The 18,188-nt window shown below is 68.7% G+C and carries 13 protein-coding genes; 5 read left to right on the top strand and 8 right to left on the bottom strand.

Annotation, left to right across the window (positions count from 1 at the left end):
- Positions 1-73 precede the first annotated feature (73 nt).
- Together ACLBYA_RS04150 and stpK7 are read left to right on the top strand one after the other, a co-directional pair.
- The gene (locus ACLBYA_RS04150; RefSeq protein WP_447708084.1) at positions 74-1,456 is read left to right on the top strand and encodes a DUF4407 domain-containing protein; all 1,383 of its coding nucleotides are present in this window, start codon (positions 74-76) and stop codon (positions 1,454-1,456) included.
- Positions 1,457-1,542: 86 nt separating this feature from the next.
- Complete coding sequence (gene stpK7 / locus ACLBYA_RS04145; RefSeq protein ID WP_447708083.1) at positions 1,543-3,300, top strand: serine/threonine protein kinase StpK7; 1,758 nt, start codon at positions 1,543-1,545, stop codon at positions 3,298-3,300.
- Positions 3,301-3,360: 60 nt separating this feature from the next.
- Here stpK7 and ACLBYA_RS04140 read toward each other — a convergent pair whose 3' ends face one another.
- Entirely contained in the window at positions 3,361-4,206 is an 846-nt protein-coding gene (locus ACLBYA_RS04140) for an NYN domain-containing protein (protein WP_447708082.1), read from the bottom strand.
- A 121-nt stretch (positions 4,207-4,327) separates the two neighbouring features.
- Between ACLBYA_RS04140 and ACLBYA_RS04135 the strand changes: the two genes are divergently transcribed.
- Together ACLBYA_RS04135 and ACLBYA_RS04130 are read left to right on the top strand one after the other, a co-directional pair.
- Complete coding sequence (locus tag ACLBYA_RS04135) at positions 4,328-5,395, top strand: fatty acid desaturase family protein (protein ID WP_447708081.1); 1,068 nt, start codon at positions 4,328-4,330, stop codon at positions 5,393-5,395.
- 315 nt (positions 5,396-5,710) lie between these two features.
- Complete coding sequence (locus ACLBYA_RS04130) at positions 5,711-5,860, top strand: hypothetical protein (protein WP_447708080.1); 150 nt, start codon at positions 5,711-5,713, stop codon at positions 5,858-5,860.
- Here the strand turns inward: ACLBYA_RS04130 and recD are convergent.
- From recD to recC, 3 genes are read right to left on the bottom strand one after another with little or no spacing between them, the layout of a single operon-like run.
- The gene (recD, locus tag ACLBYA_RS04125; protein WP_447708079.1) at positions 5,857-7,464 is read right to left on the bottom strand and encodes an exodeoxyribonuclease V subunit alpha; all 1,608 of its coding nucleotides are present in this window, start codon (positions 7,462-7,464) and stop codon (positions 5,857-5,859) included. The genes ACLBYA_RS04130 and recD overlap by 4 nt on opposite strands.
- Entirely contained in the window at positions 7,457-10,693 is a 3,237-nt protein-coding gene (locus tag ACLBYA_RS04120; protein WP_447708078.1) for a UvrD-helicase domain-containing protein, read from the bottom strand. The genes recD and ACLBYA_RS04120 overlap by 8 nt, the downstream gene beginning before the upstream one ends.
- The gene (recC, locus tag ACLBYA_RS04115; RefSeq protein ID WP_447708077.1) at positions 10,690-13,857 is read right to left on the bottom strand and encodes an exodeoxyribonuclease V subunit gamma; all 3,168 of its coding nucleotides are present in this window, start codon (positions 13,855-13,857) and stop codon (positions 10,690-10,692) included. The genes ACLBYA_RS04120 and recC overlap by 4 nt, the downstream gene beginning before the upstream one ends.
- Before the next feature lie 168 nt (positions 13,858-14,025).
- Here recC and ACLBYA_RS04110 point away from each other — a divergent pair, with 168 nt between their 5' ends.
- Positions 14,026-14,310 (top strand): hypothetical protein, encoded by a 285-nt coding sequence (locus ACLBYA_RS04110; protein WP_447708076.1) that lies wholly within the window; start codon positions 14,026-14,028, stop codon positions 14,308-14,310.
- Between the two features lie 78 nt (positions 14,311-14,388).
- Here the strand turns inward: ACLBYA_RS04110 and ACLBYA_RS04105 are convergent, their stop codons facing one another.
- From ACLBYA_RS04105 to ACLBYA_RS04090, 4 genes are all read right to left on the bottom strand, one after another.
- A complete protein-coding gene (locus ACLBYA_RS04105) occupies positions 14,389-15,102 on the bottom strand; it encodes a crotonase/enoyl-CoA hydratase family protein (RefSeq protein WP_447708075.1) in 714 nt (237 codons plus the stop codon).
- 11 nt (positions 15,103-15,113) lie between these two features.
- On the bottom strand, positions 15,114-15,947 hold the full coding sequence (locus tag ACLBYA_RS04100; RefSeq protein WP_447708074.1) for a hypothetical protein: 834 nt from the start codon (positions 15,945-15,947) through the stop codon (positions 15,114-15,116).
- A 69-nt stretch (positions 15,948-16,016) separates the two neighbouring features.
- Positions 16,017-16,883, bottom strand: a complete 867-nt coding sequence (locus ACLBYA_RS04095) for a phospholipase effector Tle1 domain-containing protein (RefSeq protein ID WP_447708073.1) — start codon at positions 16,881-16,883, stop codon at positions 16,017-16,019.
- Between the two features lie 193 nt (positions 16,884-17,076).
- Positions 17,077-18,168, bottom strand: a complete 1,092-nt coding sequence (locus ACLBYA_RS04090) for a DUF4352 domain-containing protein (RefSeq protein ID WP_447708072.1) — start codon at positions 18,166-18,168, stop codon at positions 17,077-17,079.
- Between the last annotated feature and the right edge of the window lie 20 nt (positions 18,169-18,188).

Genomic DNA, 18,188 nt, shown 5'->3' with positions numbered 1-18,188 from the left:
CCGGTATCCGCGGCCGGCGTGAGTGATTCCGCCTGGCGCACACCACCGAGCGAGAGACTGTGGGGGCCTCTATATGCGTGGCGAACGACTGGGTGAACCGCTGATCGGGGCGGTGGCGGGGCTGGTGGCCGGCCTGGCACTGGCCGGGTCGACGGGCTGGCCATGGTTCGCCGTGCCGGCCGCCGCCGTGGCTGTCGGCGGGCTGTTCTGGGCCGTCGTGTGGGCGACTACACAGGGCACCAGCGGACTGGCCGGCCGGGTGGGTGTCGGCGTCGCGGCCGGGCTGCTGCTCGGTGAGCTCGCCGCACTGGTGGTGTTCAGCGGGCAAATCGATGATCAACTGACCGCGCAGGCCTCGCCGCGCACCGCACTGGCCGCCGCCGCACTGGATCAGGCCCGGGCGTCGCGGGCCGGTTTGGACGAGGCCGTCGCAGATGCCAACCGGCAGCGCGACGAGGCACTCGTGGTCGCCCGCTGCGAATTCAATCCGTCGCCGGACTGCCCGCAGGTCCGGATCACCGGGGTGCCCGGCACCGGGCCGGAGGCGCGCACCGCCAACGAATTCCTCGATGACGCGCAGCGCCGCCTCGACACCGCGATCGCCGAACGCGACAGCCGGGCGGCCGGTTTCGACACCGAGGTGGCCGTACGTGAACAGGTGCTGACCCAGTCCCGTGAAGACGCGTTGGCCGGTGGGCTGGGCGCGCGCTGGCAGGCGATGAACACCTACACCGTGGACCATCCCGGGTCCCTGGTGCTGCGGGTGCTGGTCGACGGCTTCTTCATCGCGCTGACACTGCTGCCGCTGGGCATGCGGCGCTGGCGCGGCGCGACGACGCAGGAGGCTCAGTCGGCGGCCGATACCGCGATCGCGGTGAAGCGCGCCGAGGTGCGGGCACAGGTCGACCAGATGTGGGCCGAGCAGGAGTTGAACAGCGCGCGGATGGCGATCGCCGCGCAGAACGAGATCGACGCCGAGCGGCAGCGCCGCCGGGTCGCCGAGGCGCTGGAGCACCAGCCCGAGGTGGTGGTGGCGCAGCGGGTCGAGTCGGCCGCGTTGCCTGCCGCACCGGAGACGTCCAAAGAGCTTGAACCGCATCGGGGTGCGGGCGTGCCGCTCATCCCCGATGTCACCAAGGCCGCGGTGCGGTTCATCCGGCCGTTCGTGCCGCCGGTCGTAGGCAGCGCCGTCGACGGGGTCGCTAGGGCTGTGACCAAGCCACTGCGACAGGTGTTCACCGAGACCGAGGAATTCCACTTCACCCTGAAACGCACCCACAAGGTGACCGTCGAAACCGAGGGTGGTCCCGAGTCACGCGCGGTGACGACGGAACGCGAGTGGGTCGATGTGTCCGGCCCGCGGATCGAGTCGCGGCGGGCCGAGGTGCATGAGGAATCCGACGGTTACCGGGAGCTTTCCGGCCCCGACGGGCCGCGTCAGCTGCCGCCCGGCTAACTGTCTTGTCATGACATTTTTGCCATCTGTGATGTAACTTCGATCGACACATCGACGCCCGGGGGCCAGCGCCGAGAGGAAAACAGGTGGACTCGACACCTTTCGGCCATTATCAGCTGCAGGAGCTGATCGGCCGGGGCGGTATGGGCGAGGTTTACCGGGCCTACGACACCAGGACCGACCGCGTGGTCGCGCTGAAGGTGCTGCCGCCGCAGCTGGCCCAGGACACGGTGTTCCAACAACGCTTCCGACGGGAATCGCAGGCCGCCGCGGGCGTGAGCGATCCGCACGTGGTGCCCATCCACGGGTTCGGTGAGATCGACGGCCGGCTGTACCTGGACATGCGGCTGATCGACGGTCGCACGCTGGGGGCATTGCTGTCCGACACCAGCAAACCGCTGGAACCGGAGTTCGCGGTGCGGATCGTCGAACAGATCTCCTCGGCGCTGGACGCCGCGCATCAGCAGGGGCTGATCCACCGGGACGTCAAACCGTCCAACATCCTGCTGACCAAGTCGAACTTCGCCTATCTGATCGATTTCGGGTTGGCCCGCACCGCAGGCGAATCCGGGATGACGACGGCGGGCAGCACCCTGGGCACGCTGGCCTACATGGCGCCCGAGCGGTTCGACGGCGGGTTCGCCGACGCCCGGGCCGACACCTATGCGCTGACCTGTGTCCTCTACGAATGCCTGACCGGGGCGCGGCCGTACCCGGCCGACAGCCTGGAACAGCAGATCGCCGGGCACATGGTCGCGCCGACGCCCAAACCGTCGGAGTCCAACCCGCGGCTGGCCGCCTTCGACGAGGTGATCGCCAAGGGGATGGCCAAGAAACCGGCCGCCCGCTATCAGTCCGGGGCCGAGTTGGCCGCCGCGGCGGCACGCGCATTGCGGGCGCCGGTGCGCGGCAGCGGGTCGGGACGGCACAACGCCCGACGCGCGGCGCCGGGTCCGCGTCGGCTCCCGCAGCGCGCGCTGGTGGTGGCCGGGGTGCTGGTGCTGATCGGCGCCGGTGCGGTCGGCGCCTGGAAATGGTGGGATTCGCGTTCGGTGGTGGAGTGGCCCGAGGGGGCGGTGCCGGCGATCGCGGCGGCGGTACCGGCGGAAGTGCGAGAAGCCGGGAAACTGGTCGTCGGCGTCAATGTGCCCTACGCGCCCAACGAGTTCACCAACTCCGACGGCGACATCGTCGGGTTCGACGTCGACCTGATGGATGCCCTGACCCGCACCATGGGCCTGACCGCGGAGTACCGCGAGCACGATTTCGACGCCATCATCCCGGCCGTGCGGGACGGCGGTCTGGATGTCGGGATGTCCTCGTTCACCGACACATTGGAGCGCCAGCAGCTCGTCGACTTCGTCACCTACTTCGAGGCGGGCACGCTGTGGGCGCAGCAGGGCGGGGCCGATATCGACCCGAGTGCGGCATGCGGACTGCGAGTCGGTGTGGCGCACAGCGTGTTACAGGAGACCGTCGAGTTGCCGGCCAAGAGCGACGAGTGTGTGGCCGCCGGGCTGGCGCCGATCGAGAAGGTGGTCTTCACCCGGCAGGACGATGTGACCGCGGCGCTGATCGCCGGTGAGATCGATGCGATGGCGGCCGATTCACCGGTCACCGGGTTCGCGATCAAGCTCAGCGGCGGGGCGCTGGTGCCCGCCGGTGAGGTGTTCGACTCCGCGCCCTACGGCTGGCCGGTGGCCAAGGGGTCACCGCTGGCACAGCCGCTGCTGGCGGCGTTGGAGCACCTCATCGAGTCCGGGGAGTACCGGACCATCGCCACCATGTGGGGCGTCGAGCGCGGGATGATCGCCGAGCCGGTGATCAACGGCGCCGACCGCTGACTTCCCCCCTTGCGATTTCGGCGCGTTCGCGTACGCCCAGCATACGAAAGCGCGCCGAAATCACGACTCGCGCAGGCGCACCATCCGGGTGGTCGAGCTCTCGTCCAACTCGACGACGTCGGTCCGCGACCGCAGGAAATCGCTGAAAGACCGGAAGCCCAACGATTTCTCGCTGAACGAGGGATCCATCCGCTTCATCTGCGCCTTGACCGCCGAGTTGTGCAGCCAGTCGACATCGTCGCGCTCCAGACCGATGTGCAGCGCCCGGGCGAGCAGCGCGGTCGCCGCGGCCTGTGGGTCGGGCTCGTCGGATTTCTTGGCGCGCCGGGTGGACTTGGCCGGCGGATCCGGTGGCTCGAAGACCGGAACGCCGGGCAGCGCGTCGTAGACGACGAAGTCGTCGCACGCAGATGCCAGTGCCCTGCTCGATGAGCCGGCCACCCCGATGCCGACGACATAGCGGCCCAGCCGTTTACAGCGCTGTGCCAACGCGATGTAGTCCGAATCGCCCGCCACGATCACCACATGGGTCAGATCGGGCAGGCGGAACATGTCTTCGACGGCATCCACGGCCAATCGGATGTCGGCGCCGTTCTTGCCGTACGCCGCGGCCGGGAACAGCTGGACCAGATCCACCGCCCGGCCCACCAGTTGCTGGCGGTACCCCGCGTTGACCTCTGCCGACCAGTCCGCGTACGCGCGGGTGAGGACAAGTGTGCCGAAGGACGACGCGAAGTCCAGGATCGCGCCGACGTCGACGGTGGCGCGATCGAGCAGCGCGGGATCCAGGCCTTTGGTCTTGTCACGCTGGAACGAGTTACGTCCGTTCACCTGGTCGTAGCGGGAGATGACGATGTTGTCGAAGTCCAGGTAGACCGCGACACGGGTGGCGGCGGTGTCCGTCATCACTTCAGTTTGTCCTATCGGGATTCGGCGTGGCACAGAAGTGCGGTGGGGCCTAGGCTGGTGACCGCACCACAGTGGTCCGGGGGCTTCCCGCCGCATACAGACGGACCGGGAACTTTGGGTGGCATTACGCGATATCGCGGCATACGCGAACCTGAGCGACGCTGACGTCGAAGCGATCGGCGCCGAACTCGACCGCATCCGCACCGAGGTGGAGGACAGCCTCGGAGCCGGGGATGCGGCCTACATTCGTCGCGCCATCGCCTTCCAGCGGGTGTTGGATGTGTCGGCCCGGCTGCTGATCGTGGGGACCCGGTCCCGGGCCGGTTGGTTCATCGGCACGTGTGCGCTGGCCTACGCGAAATCCGTGGAGAACATGGAGATCGGTCACAACGTCTCGCACGGCCAATGGGACTGGATGAACGATCCCGAGATCCATTCCACGACGTGGGAATGGGACATGGTGGCGCCGTCGGCGCAGTGGAGGTACTCGCACAACTACCGCCACCACGTCTTCAGCAATGTGCTCGGGGTGGACGACGATCTGGGCTTCGGTGTCCTGCGGGTCACCCGTGACCAACCGTGGAAACCCGAGCACCTGCTGCAGCCGCTGCGAAACCTGTTGCTGGCGGTCATCTTCGAGTGGGGGATCGCCCGGCACGGCTACCATTCGGACCGGGAGCGAGCCGAGAGTGCGGAGGCCGAGAGTGCCGTCACCCGGGTGATGCTGCGCAAGATCGCCAAACAGGTGGGCAAGGATTACGTCCTTCTGCCCGCGTTGAGCGGCCGGCGATGGCGCCGCACCCTGGGCGCGAACGCCGTCGCCAACCTGCTGCGCAACCTGTGGACCTACGTGGTGATCTTCTGCGGACATTTCCCCGACGGCGTGCAGCAGTTCGAACCGTCCGCCCTGGAAAACGAGACGCGGGCGCATTGGTACCTGCGGCAGATGCTGGGCGCGGCGAACTTCCGGGCCGGCCCGGTGCTGGCATTCTCCAGCGGCAACCTCTGCTATCAGATCGAGCACCACCTGTTCCCGGACCTGCCGAGTAATCGGTACGCGCAGATCAGTCGGCAGGTGCGCCAGCTGTGCGAGAAGTACGGGATCGCGTACACCACCGGGTCGCTGCCGGGTCAGTATCTGCAGACGCTGCGGACCAACTTCCGGCTCGCGCTGCCCGGCTCGTGATTTCGGCGCGTTCACGTACGGGTGGCGTACGCGAACGCGCCGAAATCGCAAAGGGACGTGTCCACCGATCGGACGAACCTGCAACCCCATCCGCTGGGGCCGGGCCCGCGGAATGGTCGTTCACATAAGCTCGAGCGAACCTTAGCTCGACTTACAAGGCCAGCTTGCGACCAGTGCTACGGCGGGCTAACAAAACTTCGGTTCCGTGTGCACAAACGCGCGTAAGCGAATGACGCCAAAACGATGCCACCGTGAGTGTGATTCAGCGCACCCGTTGCGCTACATTGTGATTGCAGTCATACGAAAGAGGTGGGCATGAGCGGGATTCTGCTGGGCGTAATCATGGTTTTGCTCGGTGCCGGCGCGGTTGGCGCCGTCGTGGCCGCCGCCATTCTCGGCTACGGCACGTTGGCCTTGTCCATCGGCATCGTCTCCAGCGCCGCGTTCGCGGCCAAGACCGTCTAGTTACGCAGGCGTCGACCCAGGCCGGTCGCTCGGACGGCCTGGCGGGATATCGCCGCGTGTACCTCGGCCTCCGAGCCCACCACCCGCACGCGGGACTTCGCCCGCGTCACCGCGGTGTAGAACAGCTCCCGCGTCAGCAGGCGCGAATCCTCGCCCGGTAGCAGCACGGTCACCTCATCGGCCTGGCTGCCCTGCGATTTGTGGATCGTCATCGCATGCATGGTCTCGACCTCGGCCAGTCGGCCAGGGACGAAGGTCTGTGCCCCGACCGCCACCCGCAACCCGTCCGGTGTCGCCACCGTCACCCCGGTATCGCCGTTGTACAGCTTGAGGCCATAGTCGTTGGCGGTCACCAGAATTGGCCGACCGGCATACCAGGTGGCCCACAGCGGGTCGCCGGTCGCCTCGGTCAGCCAACGCTGCACCTGACGATTCCAGTGCGTCACCCCGAACGGGCCGTGCCGGTGCGCACACAGCAGCCGATGCTCGTCCAAGGTCTGCAGTGCGGTGCCCTTGTCGCCGAGGACGCATGCCTGACGCAGTCGTAACGCCTGCGGTAGCAGCACATCTCGCAGGCCCGCGGTCGACGGCAGCCATTCGATATGGTGACCGCCGGCGGCCAGCACCGCCAACGCGGTATCGGCATCGCCGGTGCGCACCGCGGCCGCCAGCGTCCCGATCTCCGCACCGAACCGGTGTGATGTCGTCAACGACGCCACCCGGTCCGCGCCGAGCCCGTCGACCAGATCGGCGAGCACCGCCCCGGCCTCCACCGAGGCCAGCTGATCCGGATCGCCCACCAACAGCAGCCGGGTCTCCGGGCGCACCGCCTCCAGCAGCCGCGCCATCATCGTCAGCGACACCATCGACGTCTCGTCGACGACGATGACGTCATGAGGCAACCGGTTCCCGCGATGGTGCCGGAACCGCGACGACGTGTCCGGTCGGGAACCCAACAACCGGTGCAGGGTGGTCGCCTGCAGGCCCGTCAGCCGGGACCGGTCCTCGCCGCCGAGTTCGTTCACCTCGATCTGCACCGCCTCCTGCAGTCGGGCGGCGGCCTTTCCGGTCGGCGCGGCCAGCGCGATCCGGGGTGCCGGCCGGCCCGCCAGGGTCGCCTGCTCGGCCAGCAGCGCCAGCAGTCGGGCGACCGTCGTCGTCTTCCCGGTACCCGGCCCGCCGGTCAGCACCGTGAGCCCCTGCGTCAGCGCCATCTGCGCCGCGGCGCGCTGCTCGGCCCAGTCATCGGGGAACAGCCGCAACACATCCGGCGCCGCGCCGGGCGGTCGGGCGGACACCAGGGCCAGTACATCGGTGCAGACCTGCTCCTCTTCCAGCCAGTACCGGTCCAGGTAGAGCAGATCACCCAGCAGCCGCAATACCGGGGGCGCGCCAGTCAACGGGCTGGCGGCCACCGCGGCCAGCCACTCGTCGGCGACCAGGTCGACCTCGGCCGCCGCGGCCCGCAGGTCCACGCACACCGAGCCACCGCGCAGCGCCCGCACCGCGAGCTGCACAGCCAGCGTCACCTCCGGTGAGGCTTCCTGAGCCAGCGCCGTCAGACGTTGTGCCACATGGATATCGGCGGGTTCGAACTCAAGCATCAAGCACCCCCGACAGTGCGACCACCAGCGCCGCCGGCGGATTCCAGCTGAACACCCCCGCGGGATGCCCGTCCTGGGTCGGGGTGTCCGCGCCGCACATCCCGCGCACGAACAGATACAGCACCCCACCCAGGTGGACGTCCGGGTCGTAGCCCGGCAGCCGCCAGCTCAGATACCGGTGCAGCACAACGCTGTACAGCAGCGCTTGCAGCGGATAGTCCGAATGCAGCATCGCCTCGGCGAGCCGCTCCGGGCCGTAGTCGGCCGCGGTCAACGGTGCGTCCCCGGCCCCCAGCCAGTTCGTCTTGTAATCCACCACCAGGAACCGGCCGTCGACCCGCAGCACCGCGTCGATCGACCCGGACAGGTAACCGTGCAGGGGTTGGTTGGCCAGCGCGCCGGAGGACAACCGATCGACGTAGCCGGCCATCGGGTCGTCGGGCCGCAGATGCTCGGCCAGCAGCGCACCCAGGTCGGACAGCCGGGCGAACCCGCCGACGGTACCGTCACCGCCGGCCAACGGAAACTCGAAATCCAGCTCCCGCAACCGATCCGGCAGACCGATCCGGCGCAACGTCCACCCGGACGCCAACGGGCCCAGGTCGGTATCGTGCAGCGGTACCAGCGCGGCCGCCAACTCGTCGGCGGCCACCGTCACCGGCCACCGGGCGGCGTGCCGTTCGACATGCTCGCGCAGTTCGGCGGTCAGGTCCGAGGCAAACGGGTCGGCGGTCTCCAGCACCGCGTGCACCAACGAACCGAACGCAGCGCCGGTGGGCAGGTCGGCCATCGGCGAGGGCACGTCGGCGCCGGTGGCCGGTGCCACCAGTGGGATATCGGTCACCTCGTCGTCGAGTTCGACGATCTCGGGCTCGCTGGACACCGGGGCCTCCTCGGCGGCCCGCAACAGACCCGAGTAGGACGTGCGCCGCCAGGACAGGTCGATGGACCGCTGGAACCTTCGCACCGCGAGTTCACCTGTCGCCGATTCGATTTCGGGCGACAAGACGGATTCGACGATCGACTCCTCGAGCACCGGACCCCCGGCATCGGCCCAGGCCTGCAGCCGGGCGCGGGCATCGGCATCGGTGATCTTGGCCGGCGAACACACCGCGGGCACCTCGTCCTCGCCGGGCGCGCGTCCCCGCATCAACCGCGACAACCCACCGTTGGGTTCATCCCAGGACGGTGCCCACCAGGCCACCACCTGCGAGCAGGCCCGGGTCATCGCGACATAGGTCAGCCGGCTGTCGTTGGCCGCCGCCTCGGCCTTACCGGCCCGCAGCACCTCGGGCCCGGCACTGCCGACGTGCAGGCAGCGGATATCGTCCTTGTGGTAGAGCACCGGATTCGGGTCGGGCGCATAACGATTGAACGCGAACGGCAGGTACACCACCGGGTACTGCAGGCCCTTGGACACCCATACCGTCATGATCTGGACCGCGGCCGCGTCACTGTCGAGTCGACGGTTGCGCTCGGCGGACCCACCGTCCTCACCGGCCTGGGTGCGCAGCCAGTCCCGCAGGGCCGGCAGCCCGAAGCCCTCGCGGTGTGCGGTGTCCTGCAGCAGTTGGGTGATATGCGCCAGGTCGGTCATCAACCGCTCGCCGCCCTGCCAGGACAGCACCTCACGGCCCATGCCGGCCAGTTGAGCAGCCTCGAACACCGCCGCCACCCCGCGCTCGCGGGCGTGACCGGCCCAGCTGCGCAGCTCCTCGGCGATCCGGTCGGTCAGCGCATCTCCGCCCGCGGCAAGGGTTTCGGCGGTCTCCCGGAAGAACAGCGTCGCGGCCGCCGCGCGTACCAGCCCGGACCGGTGCGGCTGATCGAAGGCCTCCAGCAGACACAGCCAGTCCTCGGCGGCACGGGAGGCGAACACGTTGGAGTCGCCGGTGTACACCGCCGGAATTTCCGCCTCGGCCAGTGCGGCATCGCAGGCGCGGGCGTCGCGGTGGGTCTCGACGATGACGGCGATATCGCGGGCCTGCAGTGGCCGGCCGTCGAAGGTGGCGCCACTGGCCAACAGTCGACCGATATCGGCGGCCAGGTCGGCGCCGATATGGCCGCGCAACTTGTCCATGGAGATGGTGCGGGTGCCCTTGCCGGTGCGAGTCACCACCCGCAGCCGGAACGGGTCGTTGTGCGGAGCGCCCGCCAGCCGGTGGCCCGTGTGGTGGGCGTCGACATCGTGCACCACGATCTGCGGCCCGCCGAGCTGCGCACCACCGAGCACCACCTGCAGCCGGTCGACCAGGACGGCATCGCTGCGCCAGTTGGTGCCCAGGGTCTGCTTGTCGCCGGCGGTGGCCGCCGCGCGCAGATAGGTGTCGATATCGCCGCCGCGGAACCCGTAGATGGCCTGCTTCGGGTCGCCGATCAAGATGAGGGTGGACCGTCCCGCGAAGGCGCGCTCCAGTACCTGCCACTGCACCGGGTCGGTGTCCTGGAACTCGTCGACCATCACCACCGGCCAGCGCTGCGGCATCCGGACCCGCGCGGCCGAGTCGGGATCGGCCAGTGCTTCGGCCAGCCGGGTCAGCAGATCGTCGTAACCCAGAATGCCGTTGCGCCGCTTGCGGATCTCCAACTCCGCGAGGACATCTCGGGCGAAGCCGAGTTGGACGGCGTTCTCCGAATCCGGGTCCGGGTTGATCGGGCGCAGCTGTGCGGCGGGATTGCGAACCACCTGCTTGGCCAGCCGCTGCGCGTCGCGGTAGCCGAAGTTCGGTGCGTCGGTCTCGGCGCCGAACCGGGCCAGGTACAGGTCGTCGACGATCTCGGACACCAGCTCGTCGAGGTTCTCCACCAGGGTCAGCCCGCTGTCGCTGTCGCCGGCCACCCCGAGGGATTTCAGCACGATGCTGCAGAACTGGTGGGTGGTCGCGATGGTGGCGGCATCGAATCCGGCCAGCGCGTCGCGCAGCCGTTGGTTGCGTGCCCGCTGGTCGGCGCCGATCAGGTGGCGCAGCAGCTCGTTGGTGGCCTTGGCCGGGTCCTCGAACGCCGCGATCGCTTCGACGATCTGGCCGCGGACCCGTTCGCGCAGTTCCTGGCTCGCGGCCCGGCCGAAGGTGATGAGCAGCATCTGGTCCAGGCCGGCACGGTCTTCGGCGACCATCCGCGTCACCAGCCCGGCCAGAGCGAAAGTCTTCCCTGTGCCGGCACTGGCCTCCAACACGGTGGTGCTGGCCGGCGCGGGCAGCGGGCCGATCAGATCGAAGGTTTTCACGGCGCCGCCTCTTCGGCTTCCAGCAGCGGCAGCCACAGGCGTTGCGCGTAGTCGTCCAGACCGACCAGGGCATCCAGATCCGGGTCGCGGCCCCACACTCGCACGATCGCCGGGTCGTCACGATCGTTGCGCCATCGGTAGGTCACGCGCTGCTGCGGATCCTCACCGGCCTTGCGGGCCTCCGCCCAGGCATACGAGGTCTTGATCGGCAGCGGTAGTGGGCGGCGCCGGCCCTCGTCATACATCGAAACAAGGTCGTGCAGCAGCGCTTTGGCATCACTCGGGGCGCCGAGCCCCGATACCCGCGGGGTGGTGTGCCGTGGCGGGCGGCCGATGCAGACTGCGGACCAGCGGGTTCCGTGCGCGGCGGTGAGGGCAAGCAGCGGAATCCAGGAGGCCAGCAGATGCTGCCCGCCGAGCTTGGAATACGTGACGCTGACCAGTCGGCTGCCGAACACCGAGGACACCGTGCCGGTCAACCGCCGTCCCGCGCCGAGGTCGACGGCCACGTCGAAGGCTGCACCGTCGGTGCCGCGGTGGCGCAGCGCCTCGGCCGCCAGCAGCGCGGCCTGATCACGCAGCTCGTTGGCGCGCCGCCAGCCCAACTTGCCCGCAGGCAGTGTGCCGCGCCGCCATTCGGCCTGCTGTGCGTCCTGCGGTGTCATACCGCGCATGATGTCGCCGAGCATCCGTTCGCCGACGGTCCATTCCTGCAGCGCGTCGATCTCGACGGGCATGACATCGGAGACACCGTCGACATCCCAGGGCAGCGTGTAGTCGAGGGCGCGGAAGAAACCCTTCACCGGATTCTTGAAAAAGGCGATCAGATCGGCCAACGACACGTCGGCTGGTGGCTGCTCGGCCAGCGGCCCGGACACGAACAGCGGCTGGGCGGCCCGCGGGCCGGTCATCGCCTTCGCGGTGTCGAGCACCGTGCGGTCGAAGGTGAACGGGGTGTTCGGGACCAGCACGCCGGGCTGGACGTTCTGGATGTCGAAGGGCTGCAAGGGGTGACGGGTTATCGGGTCGTCGAGTCCGGTGGCGGCGGTGGCGCGCACGGTGTCCAGCAGCTCGGCGATGGGCACGGCCGGTGGCCGGGGCTGGCCGGTGTATTCGTTGGCCCCGGTGTAGGTGATGACCAGGGTCTGGGTGGCCGCACCGATCGCGTCGAGCAGCAGTTGACGGTCCTCGGAGCGGATATCGCGTTCCCCGGTGCGGGGTTCGCGGGCCAGGATGTCGTCGCCGTCGACGACACCCTGGCGGGGGAATACGCCGTCGTCGAGGCCGACCAGGCAGACCACCCGGTGCGGCACCGAGCGCATCGGCACCATGGTGCAGACCGTCAGGGTGCCCGTGCGGAAGTTGGCGCGGGTCGGGCGGCCGGCCAGCTGGCGTTCCAGTAGGGATCGGATATCGCTGAGCCGCAACACTGTTGAGCTATCGGACTGGTCCAGGATATCGGCGAAGACGCGCTGTACCTGGGCCGCCGGCCAGTCCTGTTCATCGCAGGCCAGCGCGTCGACGGAGGTTTCGAGGGTGTGCAGCCAGTCGGTCAGCGGGCGGGTGCCGCTCATGGCGTGCACCGCGGTGCTGAGTTGCTCGACGAATTCGGCGAACCGGCCGGCGAGTTCGACGCGGTTGCTGCTCACATCGTCCAGCGGCAGCGTGGTGCCCAGCCAGGCGTGTGAGTCGTCGGACATCGCCACACCGGCCAGGATCCGGTCGATCCCGAATCGCCAGGTGTTGTGCAGGAATTCGAGTCCGTAGGGCTTGCGGTGCTCCTGGTCGAAACCCCAGCGGATATTGGCCTCGCGCACCCACGCGGTGACGGCGTCCAGATCGTCGTCGGTGAACCCGAAGCGGGCGCGGACGGGCCCGGTGCCGGCCAGGTTGAGTACCTCGCTGGCGCCGGCGCGGCCGCCGGCCAGGGTGAGCAGTTGTTCGGCGACGGCGAGCAGCGGGTTGGTCTGCACCAGGGCGCGGTCGGCGAGGCGGACCCGCAGCCGGTGGGCGGGGTGGGCGTTGTGCACGACATCACCGAGGCCGAACCCGGCGCTGATCAGTGGGGCATAGGTCTCGATGTCCGGACACATCACCAGGATGTCGCGTGGTTCCAGCGTCGGGTCGTCGGCGAGCAGGCCGAGTAGCACCTCGCGTAGCACGTCGATCTGCCGGGCCGGGCCGTGACAGGCATGGACCTGCACCGAGCGGTCTTCTTTACGGTGCGTGCGGCCCTCGGGGCGGACGGCGTCGGCGGCGATGTCGGCCTGCAGCCAGCCCAGCATGGTGTCGGGATGGCTTGTGGTGGGCAGGTATTCGTCGGTGGCCGGGGTGGGCAGTGCGCGTTGCAGCTCGCGCAGGTCGCGGCCGAGGGTGGCGAGCAGTGGGTGATTGACGGCGCGGTGGTCGGTGTCGTCGCGCCGGGGCAGGGCGCCGTCACGGCCGGCGAGTGATCGCCACAGCGGGTCGCTGGGGTGGGGGAGCCACAGGTGCAGGTCGTGGTGGGTAGCGAGGGCCTCGAGGAGTTCGATCTCGGTGGCAGGTACCCGGGTATGCCCGAACAGCGAGATGCGCGGCGGCAGGTCCGAGGGTGAATCACGCAGCTGAGCAAGGGTTTCGGCGTGCCGGATGTGCGGTGGGTCGGCATCGATGCGCTCGGTGAGCCTGTCCCACAGCGGTTTCTGCCAGGCCAGATCATCAGGCAGGTCGGCCCAGTCGGTGAGCAGCTGTGGGCGTTGGCGGGCATAGGAGGCGTACAAGCCGGCGATGCGACGGGCCACGGCGTAGCGGCGGCCCTGGCGCAGCTCGTATTCCTCACCGTCGGTGAAGTGCCCGAGGTGGGTGGCCAGGGTGGCGCACCAGGGTTCGTCGAGGCTTTCGTCGATGACGGCGAGCAGCGGCCACACCATGGCGTCGGCGGCCCACGGGTTGGCGGTATCGGTGCCGGTGAGTTCGGCGATCAGCGAGTGCGGGTTGCGGAACTCGACGCCCGCGCAGACACCGAGCCGGTTGGACAGGCGCTGGCTGAGCCAGCGTTCGATGCCCTTGGCCGGGACGAGGACGAGTTCGGTGGCGAACGGGTCGGGCAGGGGCCGGCCCAGCAGGTTTGCCAGGCCGTCGGCGAGCGCATCGGTGCGCTCCGCGCGGTGGGTGTGCAGGGCCATCGGTGGCCAGCGTAACGGGCGGGGCTGACACGACGACATGACAATTCGAGAGACGGAGAACGAGTTGCCCGCGCGGGTCTACGCTGCGGGATGAGATCGGTGCGTGCCTTGGCACGATGACAGAGGGGGTTCGCCATGAAGAGGACGTTGGCAGTCGCTGGTGCCGCAGTGGTTGCGTTGTCGGTGGCGGGAATGCCGACGGCTGTGGCCGAGGGAAGCTGGACGATGCCGGATCTGTCGGGCATGAGCCTGCCCGAGGCACAGGCCGCGTACGACGCGGCGATCAAGGACACCGGCGGCCCATGGCTCGATGTCATCAATCAGTACGGACGGGGTTTCTCGGTGCGGGCCCCGAAGCTGTACGAGGTGTGCAAGCAGGCGCCCGACGCCGGCGATCCGATTGATCTGACGACGTACACGGCCGTGGCGGTGAACCGAAGCGGTGAGTGCTGAGCCTGTCGTCCCGCGAGCGACCGTGTTGGTACAGCGACACGCCGTCGCCACTGCCACTTTGCGGTCGCTCGCGGGCAACTAGCTCAGCGACATCTTGAATTCGGCTGCCAGACCGTCGATCCCGGCCTGAATGGCCTCGATGCCCGACGCACGCGCCTTCAGCTTGCTGGCCACATGCGCCTTCAGATGAAGCGTCGACGCATACTCGGCCGCCACCTCCTGAGCCCGGGCCAACACCGCGTCACGTTCGACGATCTCGTCCAACCAACCCGCCGCCACGGCCGCGTCACCGGAGAACACCGCGGCCACCGACACAGCACGGGAGAACGCCGGCGGCGTCAACCGCATCCGCATGATCTCCAGCGCCGCGACCGGCAGCGTCATCCCGATCGCCACCTCGTTGGCCTGGCAGCGTGAGCGCTCCGAACCCACCCGGTGATCACCGGTCAGCAGCAGGAACGACCCCATCGCGATCGCAGGCCCGGTCGCGGCGATCACCACCGGCGCCGGGAACCGCAGCACCCGGGTCGCCAGCTCGAATCCACCGCTGAGCATCGCGTGCCCGGCCGCCACGTCGCCGCCGGCGAACACGCTCAGGTCGAACCCGCCGCTGAGCACCCGCTCGTTGCCGGCCAACACCACGGCCTTGACGGTCCCGGCGGCGATATCGGTCTCGGCCTGGTCCAGCGCGGCCCCGATGGCGGCCTGCATCGCCGTTGACAGCGCGTTGACCTTGCCGTCGTCGAGGGTCACCGTCGCGACGGCATCGTGCACTGCGTAAGTGGCGGTCATAGCCGGCGATGTTACGGAGCGCGGTGCCGAATTCCGATGGCGGGGCTGGAGTGGTGCCGCCCGCTGGGCTGCTCCTCGGCGACCTGCTCGCCGATCCACGGGAAGTCCAACTTCGTCGTCTCATCGGACTGCCGGGTGCGCCAGCGGTCCTGCGTCTCGCGCACCGCGCGGTTCATCCGGTCGATCTCGGCGCGGAACACCTCCGGCCGGGTCTCCTTGGACGCATAGTGGAAGTAGGTCAGCACGCTGCGCAGCAGCTCCAGCTTCTGCTTCTCCCGCTTGGCCAGATCATGCGTGGTCATCAGCTCCAACCGTTGCACCGGCTGCAACGTCGCCCAGTCCAGCACCACCGCTGATTCGAACCGGCGCTTACCCGCGGTGTAGCGCACCGTCCCCTCGAACCGGGACTCGATCTGCCCGCCGAACTCCTCGCGGCTGATCGCCGAATCCCACACCGTTCGCCACTCTTGCCCGGGTGCGAGTTGGGTGAGTTCGCTGGGAAGTCGAAGTTCGGACACTTCGGGCAGTCGGTCGGGGTATCTGTCCTCGTACCGGCCGACGGTCAGCGGGGTACTGAACTCCAACGTCACGGCATGCGCCGCGGACTGCCCGAAGTTGCGCACCACCAGCTCGATGACATGCCAGTCCGACGGATGCGGTTCCATGAACACCACCACATGCGGCCGCAGCTCATCACTCTTGAGCTCACGATTCCGCTTCAGCGCCCGCGCGGTGAACAGCAGAGCGCACAGCCCGAGTGCCAGCCCGGCCCACGCCGCGATCGCCAACCACCCCGCCGACCCCAGGCCGGCCAGTTCGGCCCACCGATCCCTGAACCACTCCACGGCGACCCCATGTCATTGAACGAATAGAGACTTCGCCGATGATCGCACAAAGACAGGGCCGTGGCGTTGCTAGGACGCGGTGGCGAGCACCTTTGGCGGCGTCGCCGCGACAGGTTCGGAGGCCAACAACCGCTCACCGCGGTCGAGCCAATCCACGTCGGCCCATTCGACCAATGCCGGCAACCGCCGCCAGTACCGCGGATGCGAACGGACATGCAAAGCCACGCTGGCATGCACGACGGCATCACCGGGTAGCCGTCGCAATCCGACAGTCAACGCCGAACTCTCCCGCTCGACCTGTCCCGACCACGTGGTGTCGAGCCGCAGACCGGCCGTCGCGGCGCCGTCGAGCATCCATTCCAGTGTCAGCGCGCCGGTGAGGATGTCGCGGCGGTTCCCGCGGAACCACACCTCGTCGATGCCGGGGACGCGCTGCAGTGTCGGCCCGCCGTCGATCGCCACGGCATGACGTCCGGAGACGACCTCGATCGGCCCGGCGGCGCCGCGGATGCGGGCGCTGTCCCACAACCCCAGGAACCGCACCGGCACGGCGATGTCGTCGTCCTCCACCAGGCCGGCGGCCACCCCGGTGACATCACTCCAGTCCTGGGCGGTCCGGCAGGTGCGCGGCAACGCGTAGGTCGCCAGCATGTAGTCGCGCAGTTCACCGTCGAGCACACCGATGGTGCTCAGCAGCCGCGTCAACGCCTGTGCGCACGCGGCCCCGCTGCCCGCGCCGAAGACGTAGACCTCATCGCCGGGAGCCCAGTGCTCGACCAGAAAGGTATAGGCCGCGCTGACCGCGGCGCGGGCGTCCTCGGGCCGTCGACTCGTGTGCTGATGCCAACCGATCTGCCCGGTGGGGTCGACCCGACGGAACAACGCCGTGGCGTTGCTTTCGCCCGCATGGTCAAAGCACAGCACGATCTTCGTCACGGCAACCCCCCGGTATGCATCTGAATCGAAATCTAGCGAACTATTCTGCCAATCACACTTGGCGTAACCAAGGCGGAATCTCGCTTAGGCGACCCGGCTATCGACGAAATTCGGCGCTAGAAGGCTATCGTGCCACGGAATCGGTTGTCTGTCCGCCATGTGGCGTACACATGTCGGAAACCAAGCAACTCGATCAGGTCAGATTGATGGTGGCGCCCTGGCTACCGAGGTCGCCGAAGACCTGAATCGACTCCGGCGTGCTGCCCGCGGGCACGTCGAACGCGATGGTCACGTCGACCGGTTCGCCCGGGTACAGCACCGCCGAGATGCCCCCGAGGTAGAACGTGCCCTCGGTATCGGCGTTGAACGGTTGCCCGCCTGCGGTGAGTACCTGCTGGTCGGACAGGAAGGTGGCCGGTGAGTCGCCGTTGTTGACCAGGTTCAGCTTGACGACGACGAACTGGCCGGCCGCCGTCTTGGTCAGGAATTCGTTGTCCACGGCCGACACGGTCGGGGTGATCTCGACGCCGTTCTGGGTGATCGTGACGTCACCGTCGACGGCCGAGCCGGCGGCCGGCGCCGCAGTGCTGCCGGGGGCGGCGGAATCCGTTGTCGCGGCCGTCGGCTCACCGGCCTCACTGGTCTCGACGGTCACGCCTGTCCCGTCTGCGGTGGTGGCACCGGTGCCCGGGTCGGCGAACGCAAACGCCCACACCAGGACACCGATCAACACGGCCAGCAGAGCCCCGACCCCGATCAGGTAACCCTTGAGCGGGCTGCCGGCTGCCGGTGACTCGGCGACCGGGGGCGGAGGGGCGGCGAACGACGCCGGGGGCGGCGGCAGCGTCGGGACCACCGCGGTGGGCTGCTCGGGGGCGGTCGCCTCGGGAAGCTGCACGACGGCCGTCGGCTGTTCGGGCAGTTGCACGACGGTGGTGGTCTGCTCGGAGACATCAGGGGAGACATCAGGGGAGGCATCGGCCTCGGCGACCGGCTCCTGGGCTTCGACAACCTCGGCCACTGGTTCGTCGACGATCGGTTCCTCGGCTTCGATAACCTCGACGACCGGTTCCTCGACGACGGGCTCGGCCTTACCGGCGTCCTCCCAGGACGGCATGGCCATATCGTCCTCGGGCCAGGGTGGCAGTTCGATCGGCCAGGCCGAGGTCTCGGCTAGGTCATCTTCGGGGCCATGTGCCTGCCACTCGGAACCATCCCAATAGCGTTGACCGCCGGATCCCTCCGGATCCGGATACCAGCCGGCCGTGGTCGGCGGTGTCGTCATGCCGGGCTTCCTCCCTAAGC

It is taken from the genome of Mycobacterium sp. C31M (genome assembly GCF_053345865.1).
Note: the sequence above shows the minus strand (reverse complement) of the source record. Positions and strands in the feature narration are given on the sequence as shown.